9 protein-coding genes are annotated in these 15,684 nt (G+C 75.7%); 1 reads left to right on the forward strand and 8 read right to left on the reverse strand.

Annotation, left to right across the window (positions count from 1 at the left end):
- Window positions 1–65 precede the first annotated feature (65 nt).
- From GQ466_RS29465 to GQ466_RS29485, 5 genes are read right to left on the reverse strand one after another with little or no spacing between them, the layout of a single operon-like run.
- A complete protein-coding gene (locus GQ466_RS29465) occupies window positions 66–1,373 on the reverse strand; it encodes a SidA/IucD/PvdA family monooxygenase (RefSeq protein ID WP_161106351.1) in 1,308 nt (435 codons plus the stop codon).
- Window positions 1,374–1,414: 41 nt separating this feature from the next.
- The gene (locus GQ466_RS29470) at window positions 1,415–2,254 is read right to left on the reverse strand and encodes a siderophore-interacting protein (protein ID WP_161106352.1); all 840 of its coding nucleotides are present in this window, start codon (window positions 2,252–2,254) and stop codon (window positions 1,415–1,417) included.
- Between the two features lie 24 nt (window positions 2,255–2,278).
- Window positions 2,279–3,637 carry an MFS transporter gene (locus GQ466_RS29475; protein WP_161106353.1) on the reverse strand — a complete coding sequence of 453 codons (1,359 nt, stop codon included), beginning with the start codon at window positions 3,635–3,637 and terminating at the stop codon, window positions 2,279–2,281.
- A complete protein-coding gene (locus tag GQ466_RS29480) occupies window positions 3,634–10,521 on the reverse strand; it encodes an amino acid adenylation domain-containing protein (protein ID WP_161106354.1) in 6,888 nt (2,295 codons plus the stop codon). Before GQ466_RS29480 ends, GQ466_RS29475 begins: the two co-directional genes overlap by 4 nt.
- Window positions 10,518–11,147, reverse strand: coding sequence for a GNAT family N-acetyltransferase (locus tag GQ466_RS29485; protein WP_161106355.1), 630 nt, complete (start codon window positions 11,145–11,147; stop codon window positions 10,518–10,520). Before GQ466_RS29485 ends, GQ466_RS29480 begins: the two co-directional genes overlap by 4 nt.
- Before the next feature lie 204 nt (window positions 11,148–11,351).
- Between GQ466_RS29485 and GQ466_RS29490 the strand changes: the two genes are divergently transcribed.
- On the forward strand, window positions 11,352–12,311 hold the full coding sequence (locus GQ466_RS29490; RefSeq protein ID WP_161106356.1) for an ABC transporter substrate-binding protein: 960 nt from the start codon (window positions 11,352–11,354) through the stop codon (window positions 12,309–12,311).
- Between the two features lie 50 nt (window positions 12,312–12,361).
- On the opposite strand, the gene GQ466_RS29495 is transcribed toward GQ466_RS29490, so the two are convergent.
- The 3 genes from GQ466_RS29495 to GQ466_RS29505 all read right to left on the reverse strand — a co-directional run bounded on the left by GQ466_RS29495 (window position 12,362) and on the right by GQ466_RS29505 (window position 15,613).
- On the reverse strand, window positions 12,362–12,997 hold the full coding sequence (locus GQ466_RS29495; RefSeq protein WP_161106357.1) for an RlpA-like double-psi beta-barrel domain-containing protein: 636 nt from the start codon (window positions 12,995–12,997) through the stop codon (window positions 12,362–12,364).
- Window positions 12,998–13,558: 561 nt separating this feature from the next.
- Window positions 13,559–13,891, reverse strand: coding sequence for a hypothetical protein (locus tag GQ466_RS29500; RefSeq protein WP_161106358.1), 333 nt, complete (start codon window positions 13,889–13,891; stop codon window positions 13,559–13,561).
- A gap of 252 nt (window positions 13,892–14,143) precedes the next feature.
- The gene (locus tag GQ466_RS29505; protein WP_161106359.1) at window positions 14,144–15,613 is read right to left on the reverse strand and encodes an MFS transporter; all 1,470 of its coding nucleotides are present in this window, start codon (window positions 15,611–15,613) and stop codon (window positions 14,144–14,146) included.
- Between the last annotated feature and the right edge of the window lie 71 nt (window positions 15,614–15,684).

Here is a 15,684-nt window from a genome sequence, read left to right on the forward strand (position 1 = left end):
ATAAAAGGCGAGCCCGGACCGAGGTCGTCCGCTGATCCGGCCGCTGTCCGCTTCCGGCCACGGGGTCAGGTGGCGGCGACCTCCTCGGCGGGACGGGCCGCGTCCCGGTCCGCGCGCAGCACCGACGCCAGGATCTCACCCGCCCGGACGGCCGCGTTCGACAGCAGCGACGAGGTGATCCCGTGCGTGTGCTCGGTGCCGCCCTGGAGATAGAGGCCCGCCGTCACGCCCGGCGCGGTCGCGACGCGGTAGTCGCGCTCCACCTTCACGCGGCCGAGGTCGTCGCGCAGGCACAGTCCGGCGGCCGGACCGAGCAGCGCGAGCGCGTCGAACGGACGGTACCCGGTGGCGCACACGACGACGTCGGAGTCCAGCACCGCGCGCTCCCCCGTCGGCAGGAACTCGCAGGTCGTGCGGGCGCCGCCGGGGATCTCGCGGATGTCGAGGACGGCCGTCGCGTTGCGGATCCGCAGCCGTTCCCGTCCTCGCACCTTTTCTTGGTACGCGCGCCGGTACAGCTCCTCGATGAGGTCGAGGTCCACGACGGAGTAGTTCGTGCCCCGGTGGTAGTCGAACAGGCGGCGCTTCACCTCCTCGGGCGCGCCGTGGAACAGGTCGACGGCGTCGGGGTCGAAGATCCGGTTCGCGAACGGGCTGTCGTCGGCGGGGCTGTAGCCGTAGCGGGCGAACACCGAGGTGACCTCGGCGTCGGGGAACGTCCGGTGCAGGTGGTCGGTGACCTCGGCGGCGCTCTGGCCCGCGCCGACGACCGTCCAGCTCCGGGTCGGCCCGCCGTAGTCGGCGAGCCGGGTCAGCAGGGTCTGGTTGTGCCAGATCCGGGCCGATTGCTCGACTCCCTCGGGCATGCACGGTTGCAGGCCGCCGCTGACGACGACGTCGCGGGCGCGGACCGTCCGGCCGCCCGCCAGCGTCACGTCGAACGCGCCGACCCCGCCGCGGCCGTCCGGGACGGGCGCGACGCCCGTGACCTCGCTGTCGTAGGCGACGTGGTGGGCGAGGCGGGCAGCGACCCAGTCGAAGTAGTCGTGGAACTCGACCCGCGTCGGGAAGAAGGTCTTGTGGTTGATGAAGTCGACCAACCGGCCCCGGTCCTTCAGGTACGCCAGGAACGAGAAGTCGCTCCCCGGGTTCCGCATCGTGACGAGGTCCTTGAGGAACGACACCTGGAGGGTCGCGCCCTCGATGAGCATTCCCCGGTGCCAGCCGAAGCGGGGCTGGCGCTCGGCGAACAGGGCGGTGACGCGGCGGCCGGGCGGGGCGGCGGCGTTGTGCTCCTCGATCGCGACGGCGAGGGCGAGGTTGGCGGGGCCGAAGCCCACGCCGACGAGATCGTAGGTTCCCTCTCGGGACACGGCGGCTCCTTCGGGTGCGGGACGGGCGGTGGACGGGCTGGTCACGCGCGGGCGGCGGCCTCCTCCCGGCCCGCCGCGTAGTAGTCCGCGTCGCGGTCGTTGTCGTGCGCGTCGTGGTAGGCGGTCTCGGTGAGGCCGCGCTTCCAGTAGCCGATCGCCAGCACCCGGCCGCGCGGCAGGCCGCGCTCGTCGCGGACGTACGAGCGGATCGCGCGGACGGACGCGGACTCGCCCGCGACCCAGGCGAAGACGTCGCCGTCCGGCCAGGGCAGCGCGCGGACCGCTGCGGCGAGCGCGCCAGGCCCGGCGCCGTCGCCGAACAGCCAGGTCAGCTCGACGCCGGGCGGCGGCATGAGGTGCTGGACCTCGGCCGGGCCCGGCACCTCCACGACGGCCTGGCCGCGCGCCCCGGCGGGCAGGTTCTCGATCATCGCGCCGATCGCGGGCAGCGCCGTCTGGTCGCCCGCGATGACGTAATGGTCGGCCGGGCCGAGCACGCGCCCGCCCGGGCCTAGCGCGCCGACGACGTCGCCGGGCCGGGCCGCCGCCGCCCACCGGGACGCGACGCCCGCGTCCCCGTGCAGGACGAAGTCCACGTCGACCTCCCCGGCGGCCGGGTCGTGGCGGCGCACGGTGTAGGTGCGCATGACGGGACGGCGGTCGGCGGGCGGCCAGACCGGGCGTCCGTCGGCTCCGGCCGTGGGCCACTGCGGATCGGGGTCGCCGGACGGCGGGAACAGCAGCTTGACGTTCGGGCCCGTCCCGAACCCGGCGACTTCGGGCCCGCCGAGGGTGATGCGGCGCATCCGGGGGGTGAGCGCGGCGGCGCGCAGGACGGTCAGCACGCGCAGGCCCGGCACGCGGTCGGACGGAACGGACATGAGGTGTCTCCCTGGCTAGGCGGTTCAACGGGCGGCGGGGACGGGCGCGGCGGCCCGTCCGAGGCGGACGGCGACGAACGCGGCGGCGAGCGCGCAGCCCGCCGCCGCCAGCAGCGCCGCGTGATAGGACGCGAGCCCTCCGGCGGACACGGCGGCGAGGACGCCCGCGCCCGTCGAGACGCCGAGCGCGGAAGCCAGCTGCCGTTCGGCGTTGTAGACCGTGGAGGCGGCGGCGGTCGCGGCCGTCCCGACCGTCGCGAACGCGGTGATCTGGAGCTGGATCGAGGACTGCCCGACGCAGAAGCCCATCGCCAGGTGCAGGACCATGACGAGCGCGACGGGCGTGCCCGCGCCGACGCAGACGGTCAGCGCGATCGTGGCGGCGGCGCCGGTCATGCAGGCGGTGACGACCCGTCCGGGGCCGAACCGGTCCCGCAGCCGCGCGGCGACCTGCGAGGCGGCCATCAGCCCGACCGCCTTCGGCAGGACGGCGAGCCCGGTCAGCGCCGCCGAGTGCCCGAGGCCGCGCTGGAACAGCAGCGTGAACGTGTACCCGGCGGCCATGAATCCGGCGACGAGGAACACCATCGCGCCGCCGGACAGCCGGAACGCCGCGTCCCGGAAGACGTTCAGGTCCACCAGCGGGTCGCGGGTGCGGGGCTCCAGGACGGCGAACGCGGCGGCGAGCCCGAGCCCGGCCGCCGTGAGCCCGGCCGCGACCGGACCGAAGCCGTGCGTGGCGCCGTGGTTGAGCCCGGCGGTCAGCAGCCCGGCGCCGGGCGCGATGAGCAGGAACCCGCGCAGGTCGAAGCGGCGGCGGTGCCGCTCCCCGCCGCCGTCCAGCGCGACGGCGCCCGCGACGAGCGCGGCGAGGCCGACCGGGAGGTTCAGCGCGAACCCCCACCGCCACGACAGGTGGTCCACGAGCAGCCCGCCGACGACCGGCCCGAGCGTCGGCGCGAGCGCGCCCGGCAGCACGATCGCCCGCGCGAGCCGCATCCGCTCGTCGGGCGGGTAGGCGAGGTAGAGGACGGTCAGCCCGACCGACAGCAGCAGCGCGCCCGCCGCCCCCTGCGCCGCGCGCGCCGCGACGAGCGCGCCGAGCCCGCCCGCCAGGCAGCACGCCAGCGACGCCGCCGCGAACAGGACGAGCGCGCCGAGGAACGCCGCCTTCGGCCCGATCCGGTCGCTCACCCAGCCCGACGCCGGGATGCACACCGCGACGCTCACCAGGTAGGCGGCGTCCACGGCGCCCGTCGCGCTCGCCGGGACGGCGAAGTCGCGGGCGATGGCGGGCAGCGCGACGTTCGCGATCGTCATGTCCATGCTGACGAGGAACACGACGGTCACGTAGACGGCCGCGACGGTCGTCCGGGCGTTCACGCGACCGTCCCGCGCAGGGCGGCGTCCACGACGGCGCCGATCTCGGCGATCGGGCCCGGCTGGGTCATGTCCTTGTGCTCGCAGGCGATGTCGTGGTTGGCGATCGTCCCGCCGATGTAGGGCGCCCACAGGTCGTAGGTCGGCGACGCGGCGCCCTTGCCGAGTTCGGCGGGGTTCAGCGCGGCGGTGAAGAACAGCAGGTCGCCGTCGAAGCGGCCGAACGCGGCGTCCTTCTCCAGCCGCGCGCTGGTCGCGAAGTTGTCGATCATCGCGGCGGGGGTGAACTCGCGGAGGTTGGCGAGGGCGCTGCCCTCGGCGCGCAGGATCGTCATGACGCGGTCGCGGTCGAGCGGGCCGTCGCCGGTCGTGTCGGGGCCGGTCATGTCGTGGCCGACCATGTAGAGGAGCGCGCGCAGGGCGTCCTCTTCGGACGGCAGGGTGTCCCACACGCCGCTCGGATAGGAGTCGAGCATGGCGAGCACGGCGACCTCTTCGCCCTGGGCGCGCAGTTCGACCGCGACGTGGTGGGCGATGACGCCGCCGAACGACCAGCCGAGCAGCGCGTACGGGCCGTGCGGGACGGCCTCGCGCATCGCCGCGATGTACTCGGCGGTCATCTCCGCCAGCGAGTCGGCGGGCCGGGTGCGGCGGGCGAGGTTGCGGGCCTGGACGCCGTACAGCGGGACGTCCCGGACGTGCTTGAGCAGCCCCGAGAAGCACCAGGCGATCCCGCCCGCCGGGTGGAAGCAGAACAGCGGAACGCCGTCGCCGGACGTCCGGAACGGCAGGATGATCTCCAGCGCCTCGTCGTCCCCGCCGCTCTCCAGCCGTCCGGCCAGCTCCGCGACGGTCGGCGCGGCGAAGATCTGCCCGACGCTCAGCCGCACGCCGAACTCGGCCTGGACGCGTCCGATGAGCCGCGCGGCGAGCAGCGAGTGGCCGCCGAGGTCGAAGAAGGAGTCGTCGACCCCGACCCGCTCCAGGTCCAGGACCTCGGCGAACAGGGCGCAGAGCATCTCCTCCTGGCGGGTGCGGGGGCCGCGTCCGGCGGTCGCGGCGGGGCCGGGCGCGGGCAGCGCGCGGCGGTCCAGCTTGCCGTTCGGGCCGAGCGGCAGCGCGTCCAGGACGACGACGGCGGACGGCACCAGATGCGCGGGCAGCACGGCGGCCAGGGCGCGGCGCGGGTCCCCGGCGGGCGCGCCGGTGACGTAGCCGACGAGCCGGGGGTCGCCGGGCCGGTCCTCGCGGACGACCACGGCCGCCGCCGCGACGCCGGGCAGCTCGGCGAGGGCGCTCTCGACCTCGCCGGGCTCGATCCGGAAGCCGCGGATCTTGACCTGGTCGTCGGCGCGTCCGGCGAACCGCAGCACCCCGTCGGCCGTCCAGCGGGCCAGGTCGCCGGTGCGGTAGAGACGCGAGCCCGGCGGGCCGAACGGGTTCGCGACGAACCGCTCGGCGGTGACGCCCGGACGGTTCAGGTACCCGCGCGCCAGCCCCGCCCCCGCGAGGTACAGCTCGCCGGTGACACCGGGCGGGACGGGACGCAGCGCGTCGTCCAGCACGTAGGCGCGGGTCCCGGGGTCGGGCCGTCCGATCGGTACGGGGCCGCTGTCGTCGGGGTCGCAGTCCCAGAGCGTGGCGTTGACGGTCGCCTCGGTCGGCCCATAGGCGTTGACGACGCGGTGCCTCTTTCCCCACCGCGCGACGAGTTCGGGCGGCACCTTCTCCGCGCCGATCGCGAGCGTCGCGCCCGCGGGCAGGTCCACGTCGGCGGGGAACATCGCGAGCAGCGACGGCGGCAGCCCGAGCAGGTTCACGCCGTGCCGCGCGGCGTACTCGGCGAGCGGCGCGCCGGGGACGCGCAGGTCGTCCGGGCACAGCACGAGCGTCCCGCCCGACAGCAGCGGGATGCAGAGCTGCCAGAGCGCGGCGTCGAAGCTGAGCGAGGCGAAGTGCAGGACGCGCGCGCCCGGCCCGGCGCCGAGCCGCGTCTCCTGGGTCTCGACCAGGTCCGCGATGCCGGCGTGCGTGACGACGACGCCCTTCGGCCGCCCGGTGGACCCGGACGTGTAGATCACGTACGCGGCGTGGTCCACCGACGGCGGCCCGGGCGGATCCGTGGCCGGGAACGCGTCCAGCCCGGTGAAGTCGGCCGGGGTGACGACGTGCGCCGGACGCGCGTCCTCGATCATCGCCGCGAGCCGTTCGGCGGGGTAGGACGGGTCGAGCGGCAGGTAGGCGGCCCCGGCCTTGAGGACGCCGAGCACCGCGACGACCATGTCGGGCGTCCGGGGCATCCGCACGCCGACCAGGTCCTCCGGGCCGGTCCCCGCGCCGAGCAGCCGGTGCGCGAGCCGGTTCGCGCGGGCGTTCAGCTCCGCGTAGGTGAATTCCTCGTCGGCGAAGACGAGCGCGACGGCGTCCGGCGACCGCCGCGCCTGCGCCTCGAACAGCGCGGGCAGCGTCGCGGCGGGACGGTCGTGCCCGGTGGCGTTCCACGCGTCGAGGATCGTGCGGCGCTCGCTGGCGCCGAGCAGGTCCAGGTCGCCGATGCGGCGGCCGGGGTCGGCGGCGGCCTCGCCGAGCAGCCGCACGAGCCGGCTCGCCAGCGCCTCGACGGTCGCGTGGTCGAACAGGTCGGCGCTGTACTCGACGGCGCCGTCGAGGCCCGCGCCGCCGGGCCGCTCGGTGAACCGGAACGCGAGGTCGAACTTGGCGCCGCCGGTCGCGACCATGCGCACCGACGCCGTGAGGCCCGGCAGGTCCGGGCTCGCCGGCGGGTCGGCCGCGTAGGTGACCATGACCTGGAACAGCGGGTGCCGGGTGAGGGCGCGCGGCGGCGCCAGCGCCTCCACGACCCGGTCGAACGGGACGTCCTGGTGCTCGAACGCGGCCAGGTCGGCGGCGCGGACCCGGTCGAGAAGGTCGCGGAACGCCGGGTTCCCGGACGTGTCGGTGCGCAGCACGAGCGCGTTGACGAAGCAGCCGACGAGAGCGTCGAGAGCGTCGTCGGCGCGGCCCGCCGCCGGGGTGCCGAGCGGGACGTCGGTGCCCGCGCCGAGCCGGGTGAGCAGCGCCGCGACCCCGGCCTGGACGGTCATGAACAGGCTGGCGCGCGCGTCGCGGGCGAGGGCGGCGAGCGCCGCGTGCAGGTCGGGGCCGAGCGCGAACGCCACGACGCCGCCGCGTCCGGTGCCGGTCGCGGGCCGGGGCCGGTCGGCGGGCAGGTCCAGTTCGGCGGGCAGGTCGCGCAGCGCGTCGCGCCAGTAGGCGAGCTGGCGGCCCGCGATGGCGTCCGGATCGTCCTCGGCGCCGAGCAGGTCGCGCTGCCAGAGCGTGTAGTCGGCGTACTGGACGGGCAGCGGCGCCCAGTCCGGGACGCGTCCGGCGCGGCGGGCGGCGTAGGCGGCGGCGAGGTCGCCGACGAGCCGGCCCGCCGACCACTCGTCGCCCGCGACGTGGTGCAGGACGAGCAGCAGTTCGTGCTCGTCCGGCCCGGCGGAGCGCAGCGCGGCGCGCAGCGGCGGTTCGGCGGCGAGGTCGAAGACGTGCCGCGCGGCGGCGGTCAGGTCGTCCCCGGTCGCGGCGCGGTGCAGGACGGGCGGCGCGGCGGGCGCGATCTCCTGGCGCGGCTCGCCGTCGTCCGCCGGGAAGCGGGTGCGCAGGATCTCGTGCCGGGCCGTGAGGTCGCCGAGCGCGGCGGTCAGCGCGGCCGTGTCGAGCGGGCCGGTGAGGCGCAGCGCGATCGGGACGTTGTAGGCGGCGCTCTCGCCCGTCCGGTGCAGGAACCACAGGCCGCGCTGCACGGGCGACAGCGGGATGCGGGCCGGGCGCGGCAGCGGGACGAGCGGCGGCCGGTCCGCCCCGGCGCCGAGCGCGGCGGCGATCCCGGCGACGGTCGGGGTCTCGAAGATCGCGCGGATGCCCAGTTCGGCGCCCAGCACGGCGCGGACGCGGGCGGTGAGGCGCGCGGCGAGCAGCGAGTCCCCGCCGAGGTCGAAGAACCCGTCGTCCACGCCGACCGCCGGGACGCCGAGCACCTCGGCGAACAGCGCGCACAGCGCGGCCTCGCGGGCGCTCGCGGGCGCCGTCCTGGCTCCGGCGAGCAGCGGGACGGGCAGCGCGGCCCGGTCCAGCTTGCCGTTCACGGTCAGCGGCAGCGCGCCGAGCCCGACGACGGCGGCCGGGACCATGTGCGCGGGCAGCCGTGCGGCCAGGTGGGCGCGCAGGTCCGCGCGCACGCCGTGCCCGCCGCCGGTCGCCGCGTAGCCGACGAGCCGCCGGTCCCCCGGCCGGTCCTCGCGGACGACGACCGCCGCCTGCGCGACGTCCGGATGCGCCAGCAGCGCGGCCTCGATCTCGGCGGGCTCGATCCGGAACCCGCGGATCTTCACCTGGTCGTCCGCGCGGCCGAGGAACTCCAGGGTGCCGTCCGGCAGCGCGCGGGCGAGGTCGCCGGTGCGGTACATGCGGGCGCCGGGCGGGCCGAAGGGGTCGGCGACGAACCGTCCGGCGGTGAGGCCGGGCCGGTGCAGGTAGCCGTGGGCGAGTCCCGCGCCGCCGACGTACATCTCGGCGGCGCGTCCGGGCGCGACGGGCCGCAGCGCGTCGTCCAGCAGGTGGACGCGCAGGTCCGGGATCGGGCCGCCGATCGGGCTGCCCGCGCGGTCGCCGGGGCCGAGCGCGCGGTGGGTCACGTGGACGGTCGTCTCGGTGATCCCGTACATGTTCACCAGACGCGGGTGCGCGCCGTGCTCGGCGTACCAGGGGGCGAGCCGTCCGGGGTCGAGCGCTTCGCCTCCGAAGACGACGTAGCGCAGCGCGGGTCCGGCGCCGGGGTCGGCCGCGATGAGCTGGTAGAACGCCGACGGCGTCTGGTTGAGGACGGTCACCCGCTCGGCGGCGAGCAGCGCGGCGAACGCCTCCGGGGAGCGGGCGACGTCCTGCGGGACGATCACCAGCCGTCCGCCGTGCAGCAGCGCGCCCCACAGCTCCCAGACCGAGAAGTCGAAGGCATAGGAGTGAAAGAGCGTCCAGACGTCGTCCGCGCCGAAGCCGAACCAGTGCCGCGTGGCCGTGAACAGCCGGACGACGTTGCGGTGCGGCACGACGACGCCCTTCGGCGCGCCGGTCGAGCCGGACGTGTAGATCACGTAGGCGGGCAGGTCCGGGTGCAGGTCGCGGCGCGGCGGGACGGCCGGGTACCGCGCGGCCTCGGCGATCGTGTCCGGGGTGACGGTCGCGACCGGGCGGGCGTCCGCCAGCGTCGCGGTCACGCGCGCCGCCGGGTACGCCGGGTCGATCGGGACGTAGGCCGCGCCGGTCTTCAGCACCGCCAGCACCGCGACGACGAGGTCCGCCGAGCGGGGCAGCGCGAGCGCGACGAACGCGCCGGGCCGGGCGCCGCGCTCGGTGAGCAGCCCGGCGAGCCGGTCGGCGGCGGCGTCCAGTTCGGCGTAGGTGAGCCGGGCCGCGCCGCCGGTGACCGCCACCGCGTCGGGCGTCTTCGCGGCGCGCTCCTCGAACAGCCCGACGAGCGTGGCGTCCCCGTCCGGGGCGGCGACGGCCGCCGGGCGCGGCCGGGTCCGGACGGTGTCCAACCGCCCGACCGGCAGGTCGGGACCGCCGGCGGCGAACGCGGCGAGCAGCCCGGTGAGCCCGGCGACGTGCCCGTCGAGGTCGGCTTCGGAGTAGAGGTCGGGGTTGGCGTCGACCTCCAGCGGCAGCGCGCCGTCGCGCGGCCCGGCGCCGTGGACGGTGACCGTGAGGTCGTCCACCGGCCCCGCCGACAGGTAGTGCGTCGTCGCGGGCGCGTCGCCGAACCGCAGCTCGGGCGTGAACGGCTTGACGTTGACGAGCGGGCCGGTGAGCCGCCGTCCCTCGCCGAGCAGCCGCAGGTCACGGCGCAGGTCCTCGGACCGGTACCGCCCGTGCTTGCGGGCCTCGCGCAGCCGCGCGGCGACCTGCCCGACCAGTTCCCCGGCCGTCGTGGCGGGCCGCAGGTCGAGGCGCAGCGGGACGACGTTGGTCACCATCGACGGGACCCGCGCCGCCGCCGTGCCGAGCCGTCCCATCAGCGGCAGCCCGAGGACGACCGTGCGCGCGCCCGTCCGGCGGTGCGCGTACGCGGCGACCCCGGCGAGCACGGCCTCCGGCCAGGTCGCCCCGGCCGCGGCGGCGAGCGCGTGCGGGACGGGCAGCGCGCCCGTCCGGCGCAGGAAGCCCGGCGCGGGGCGGGGTGCGCCGGTCGTGAACGCGGCGATCTCGGGGGCGTCGGCGAGCAGGCCCGTCCAGTACGCCCGGTCGGCCGCGCGCCGCGCCGAGCGCCGGTAGGCGGTCTCTTCGGCGACGACGTCGCGCAGCGGCAGGAACCGGCCGCCCGGGTAGGCGCGGTCCCGCGCGAGCGCGGTGTACAGCTCGGCGACGCGCCGCGCGACCTGCGAGAACCCGTAGCCGTCCAGCACGATGTGGTGGCACCGCTGGTACCAGAGGACGCACTCCGGACCGACCGTGATCAGCGCCTGGGTGAACAGCGGCCCGGTCTCGGGCGCGACGGCGCGGGCCAGGTCGGCGCGCATCCAGCGCAGCGCGGCGGCGCGGGGGTCGGCCGCGGCGGCGACGTCGGGCCGGTGCAGCGGCCAGTCGCCGGGCGCGACGAGCTGCCAGGGGTGCGCGTCGTCCCCGCCGAACCGGACGTTCAGCGCGTCGGTCTCGGCGAGGGTCGCGCGCAGCGCCCGCTCGAACAGCCCCGCGTCGACGGCGCCGTGGATCTCGACGTACTCGGCGGTGTTGTAGGCGGGGTTCGCGGGGTCGAGGCGCTGGGCGAACCAGATGCCCTCCTGCGCCCCGGTCAGCGCGAACGCGTCCGCCGGGAGGTCGCTCATGCGGGCAGCGCCGGGACGTCGGCCTCGGTCCGCGGGGCGATGAACAGCGCGGCCCGCTTGTGCGGCAGGTCGACCTCGCCGAGGAAGCGCAGACCGAGCTTCTCGTCGGTGCGCCGCGCGGCGGCGTTGGACGCGTCCGGCTCCGACACGATCCGGGTGCAGGCGGGCTCGGCGGCGAAGATCCCGTCGATGAACGCGCCGAACAACCGGCCGCCGACGCCCCGTCCGACGGCCTCGGTCTCCCCGATCGCGAGGTGGAACCCGACGTCGTGCGGACGGGACGGGTAGACGCGGCCGACCACGTCGCGCGCCGCCCGGTACAGCTCGACGTAGGCGATGGGACGTCCGTCGAGCGACACGATGAACGGCCGCGCGTAGTCCCCGGCGAGGTGGCCCGCGATCTCCGCGGCCCAGCGCTCGCGCGGCCACGCCTGGTCGTAGTGCGCCGCGACGTGCGGCAGGTTCATCCAGCGGTGGACGAGGTCGAGGTCGGGGCCGTCCGGCCGGGCGACGCGCGCGGCGAACGGGGGCGCCAGCTCCGGGACGGGCGGCGGTCCGGCGGCGAGGACCTCCGGGGCGAGTCCGGCCTCCAGCCGCCTGGTGTAGGTGCCGGGATCGCTGCTCACGTCGCCTCCACGGGAGATCAAGTTAGGTAAGGCTTAGCTAAGTTGAACATGCACAGCTAAGCATCGGCCGCGCGGAGCGGTCAACGCCGCGACCGCCGCGACCGCCCCAAGAGCGATCTAGGCCACAGAAGGTGACAAGTAAGGCGAGCCTAACCTAATGTTTGCCGCCGAACGGAGCACCGCCCCCGCGTCTGGAGACACCCCATGCCCCTCACCGTCCGGCACCGCGCGACCGGTCTCGTCGCCGGCCTCCTCGCCCTCGCCCTGGGCCTCACCGCCTGCGGCGGCGGCGACTCCGACACGGGATCCGGCGGCGCGACGCGCGCCGTCGTGGACGCGACCGGCGCGACCGTCCGGGTCCCCGCGCGCCCGCAGCGCGTCGTCGCGCTCACCGAGACCGACCTGGACTCGGCGCTCGCGCTCGGCGTCCAGCCGGTCGGCGTCACCAACGGACGGTTCGCCAAGGACGTCCCCGGCTACCTGAAGTCCAAGCTCACCGGCCGGTACACGGTGGTCGGGGACCTCGGCACGCCCGTCCTGGAGAAGGTGGCCGAGGCCCGGCCCGACCTGATCCTCGCCGGGTTCATCCCGGACGGGAAGGTCATCGAGCAGCTCAAGAAGATCACCCCGGCGACCGTGCTCACCACGAAGATGGCCGAGGACTGGAAGGCGACGTTCACCCGCACCGCCGACATCCTCGGCAAGCAGGCCGAGGGCAGGGACGTCCTCGCCGCCTACGACAAGCACGTCGCGGACGTGAAGGGGAAGCTCGGCGGGAACGCGGGGGCGGCGATCAGCATCGTCCGGTGGAACGCGACGGGCCCGAGCTACATGCTGAAGGACGCGTTCTCCAGCCTCGTCGTCCGCGACCTCGGCTTCGAGCGGCCGAAGGGCCAGCTCACCCCCGCCGGGTTCTCACCGAGCGACGCGCTGAGCCTGGAGAACCTCAAGATCCTGGACGGCGACTGGATGTTCCTCGGCACGCTCAACCCCGACGCCGCCGCCGCGCTGAAGGACGCCGAGAAGATCCCGGCGTTCAAGGACCTGCCGGTCGTCCGGGCCGGGCACGTCGTCAACGTGGACGGCGCGATCTGGACCTCGCGCGGCGGGCCGGCCGCCGCGTCCACGGTCCTGGACGACATCGCGAAGGCGCTCGCCAAGTAAGGCGGAAGGCCCCGGCGACCGTGCGGTCGCCGGGGCCTTCTTCTTTCGCGTCAGGAACCGAACGGCTGCGGTGCACCCCGGGTGCCCGCGCCGCTGCCCCACTGCAGTACCTCCCACCGGAGGCCCTGGAGGTGACCCTCCCCGGTCCCGGCCTCGTACTTGCTGGCGGGCTTCTCGCCGTCCAGCAGGTAGCGGAAGGTGTAGGTGTCGAGGTCGAGCATGACCCCGTTGTGCGAGGGGGCGCCCGGCCCCCGGTCGCCGACGAAGCCGGTGACGCTGCGCCCGTTGTAGGACACGCGGACCTTGGTGTTCATCGGCCAGCTCGGGCTGGCGAACAGGCCCTTCTGCATCGGCCTGCCGGACGCGGGGGCGCCGGTGTCGCCGTTGACGCCCGAGCCGTCGTCCCAGAAGTAGGACGCGGTCGTCCGGCCGCTGAGCAGGGCCTTCGGGCCGCGTCCGCGCTTCTTGGCGGACGGCTTGGGCGACGGCTTGGCGGTGTCCTGCGACACCGCGCTCGGCACGCGCGCCCGGTCCCGGGCCAGTTCCTGCGCCGCGACCGGCGCGCCCGCGGTCTCCTTGGGCGCCTGGTCGTCGCCGCTCGCGACGGCCACGCCGGCGACCAGCATCCCGGCGAGCGCGGAGCCGGTGACCCCGGCCAGGAGGGCGTTCGTCGCACGCTTGTGCATGAGAATCCTTCGTTCGGCGGACAGAGCAGCCGTCCCTGCGCCGCTGTCGCGCGCGGGGAACGGCGGCGCCGGGGCATGGCCCGGCGCGGGCGCCGCGAATGGACCCGTGGGAATTCCGCCGTCGTGCTTTCTGGGCAGCACGGGATGCGCCCGGGCCCCGGCCGAAAAAAGGGCAGGGCGGAACGGGCGTGCGGCGGAGAACGGGAAGGATCGCCGACCGGGCGCGCCTCAGCGGGGCGCGGCTCCGGTGCGACCGCTGCATGGCCGGTCGCGGTTCGGCTGGGGAGGACCCGCCTGGCGGGCGGGACACGACGCCGGAAGGTTCGACCAGGTCAAGGGGCTCTTGACCCTGATCTGACGATGAGTATAGGCAGAATTGTCACGTTCCACCCAGATCGCCATTTTTTTGACCCTGGCGTAGGTAGATCTTTTTCTCGGCGGCCCGCCGCGCCGGACCGGCGCGGGGCGGCGGAGAGCGCGAAAGCCCCTACGGGAAAGGGGGTCGCGCGGACGAGCCCTGCGCGCCGACGAGGCGGGCAGGGCCGGACGAGACGGCGGGGGTCAGCGCTGGACGAACAGCTCCGGCACCGGCGGCGGCACGGTGCCGTCGGCACGGCGCTGCTGCGGGAGCGGCGGGGGGAGCTGCTGCGGGAGCTGCTGGGGAAGCGGGGTGGGGCCGGTCTGGACGGCGCGGGGCTCGCCGAGCAGGGCCATCAGCGCGCGGGCCGTGTCGGAGTCCATGCGCACGAGGACGCTCGGGCGACCGCCCGGGTCGACGAACGGGGAGATCGACGGCGCCGCCGGCACGTGCGGAAGCGCACGGCGCAGCTCTTCGCGGAGGTCGTGGGCGAGGCGCAGCGCCTGTCGGTCACTGTCGCTCAGATGTGCGGTCATCGCGATCTCCGGGGGGCGTTCGCAGTGCGGGAGGTGCGTGGTCCGGGAGCAATCCTGCTAAAGATGGCGTGCAGGTGCAAGAGCCGATGCACGTGCATCTCACCTGATTTCGCTCAAGTCCGGCCCCCTGGTCGCCTCCCGGCGACCGGGACGGTTCTCGCTCGTCAGCGACCTGCCGCGCCCGGCGCGCGGGGCGGCGCCGCGACCGGCGTCCGCCCCGTCCGGGCCGCCACAGCGACATTCGCCACACTCTCAGGAGCGGCGGCCCGCCACGGCGAGCGCCGCCGAGGCGAGGACGACCGCCCCGACGACCCGCAGTCCCGCCGACATCCCGTCCGTGAAAGCGCCCACGACCTGGTCGTGCAGGCCGGGCGCCGCGTGGGCGAGGGCCTCCCCCGCCGACCGTGCGCGCTCCCCCGGCGGCAGCCCGGCGGCGAGCCGCGCGGCCAGGACCGTCCCGGCGACCGCGACGCCGAGCGCGCTCCCGATCTCGCGCGCCGCGCCGTTCAGCCCGGACCCGAGGCCCGCGCGGCCGTGCGGCAGCGAGGTCATCACGCCGACCGAGAGCGTCGGGAGGCACAGGCCCGTCCCGCAGGACAGCAGCAGGAGGATCGCCGCGTACCAGGGGTAGGGCGTGGCGGCGTCCGCGAACGACAGCAGGAGCAGGCCCGCGCCGACGCACGCCAGGCCGGCGACGACGACCGTCCGCTCGCCCCAGCGCGCCGCGAGCGCCACCGACCGCCGCGACACGACGATCATGCCGAGGATGAGCGGGACGATCGCGAGGCCGGTCTTCAGCGTGTCGTAGCCCTTGGCGTACTGGAGGTACTGCGCGTTGACGAAGAACAGCGCGAAGAGGCCGAAGAACACCGCCCCGACGCCGACGACGCCGCCGCGCAGCCGTCCGACGGCGAAGATCCGCGGGTCCAGCAGCGGGTGCGCGGCCCGCAGCGCGTGGACGGTGAACACCGCCAGCAGGACGGCCGCGCCCGCGAACCCGCCGAGGACGACGCCCGACGTCCAGCCGTGCCCGGGGCCTTCGATGATCCCGAACAGCAGCGCGAACAGGCCGAGGGTGAGCAGGGCGGCGCCGGTGACGTCCAGGTCCGCTTCATGGCGTTCGCCGCGCGGGGCCGCCCACGCGACCGCCGCCGCGAGCAGGAGCGCGGCGGGCGCGCCGACGTAGAAGAGGCCCTGCCACGGCAGCCAGCGCAGGATCGCGCCGCCGCCGACGTTGCCGACCGCCCCGGCGACGCCGGTCGCGGCCGTCCAGCCCGCGATGGCGTGCGGGCGCCGCGCGGGCTCGGTGACCTGGAGGAGCAGGGACAGGGTCGCGGGCATGATCAGCGCGGCGCCGGCGCCGGTGACGAGCCGTCCGGCGAGCATGACGGCGACGCCGGGCGCGAACGCCGAGATCAGGCAGCCCGCGGCGAAGGCCGCCAGGCCGGCGAGCAGGGCTCCTTTGCGTCCGCGCCGGTCCCCGACGGCGCCCGCCGGGATGAGCAGGCAGCCGAAGACGAGGACATAGGTGTCGACGATCCAGAGAAGCTGGGATCCGGACGGGTGGAGATCGCTGCGGGCGAGATCGGGAAGGGCGAGATTGGTCGCGGCGACCATCGCGACGACGAGGACCACGCACGCCGACATGAGCGGCGGCATCAGCCGCGCGCGGCCCGGTCCCGGGACCGGCGGCGCGGTTTTCCGGACGGCGTTCACCGTCATGGGGGCTCTCCTTCGGGAGAAAGGAACAAGGAACGGAGGCGGGATCCCGGGACGCGCGCGGCCTCCGCGAC

Origin of the sequence: Actinomadura rayongensis (assembly GCF_009831215.1) — a bacterium.
GTDB classification, from domain to species: Bacteria; Actinomycetota; Actinomycetes; order Streptosporangiales; family Streptosporangiaceae; genus Spirillospora; species Spirillospora rayongensis.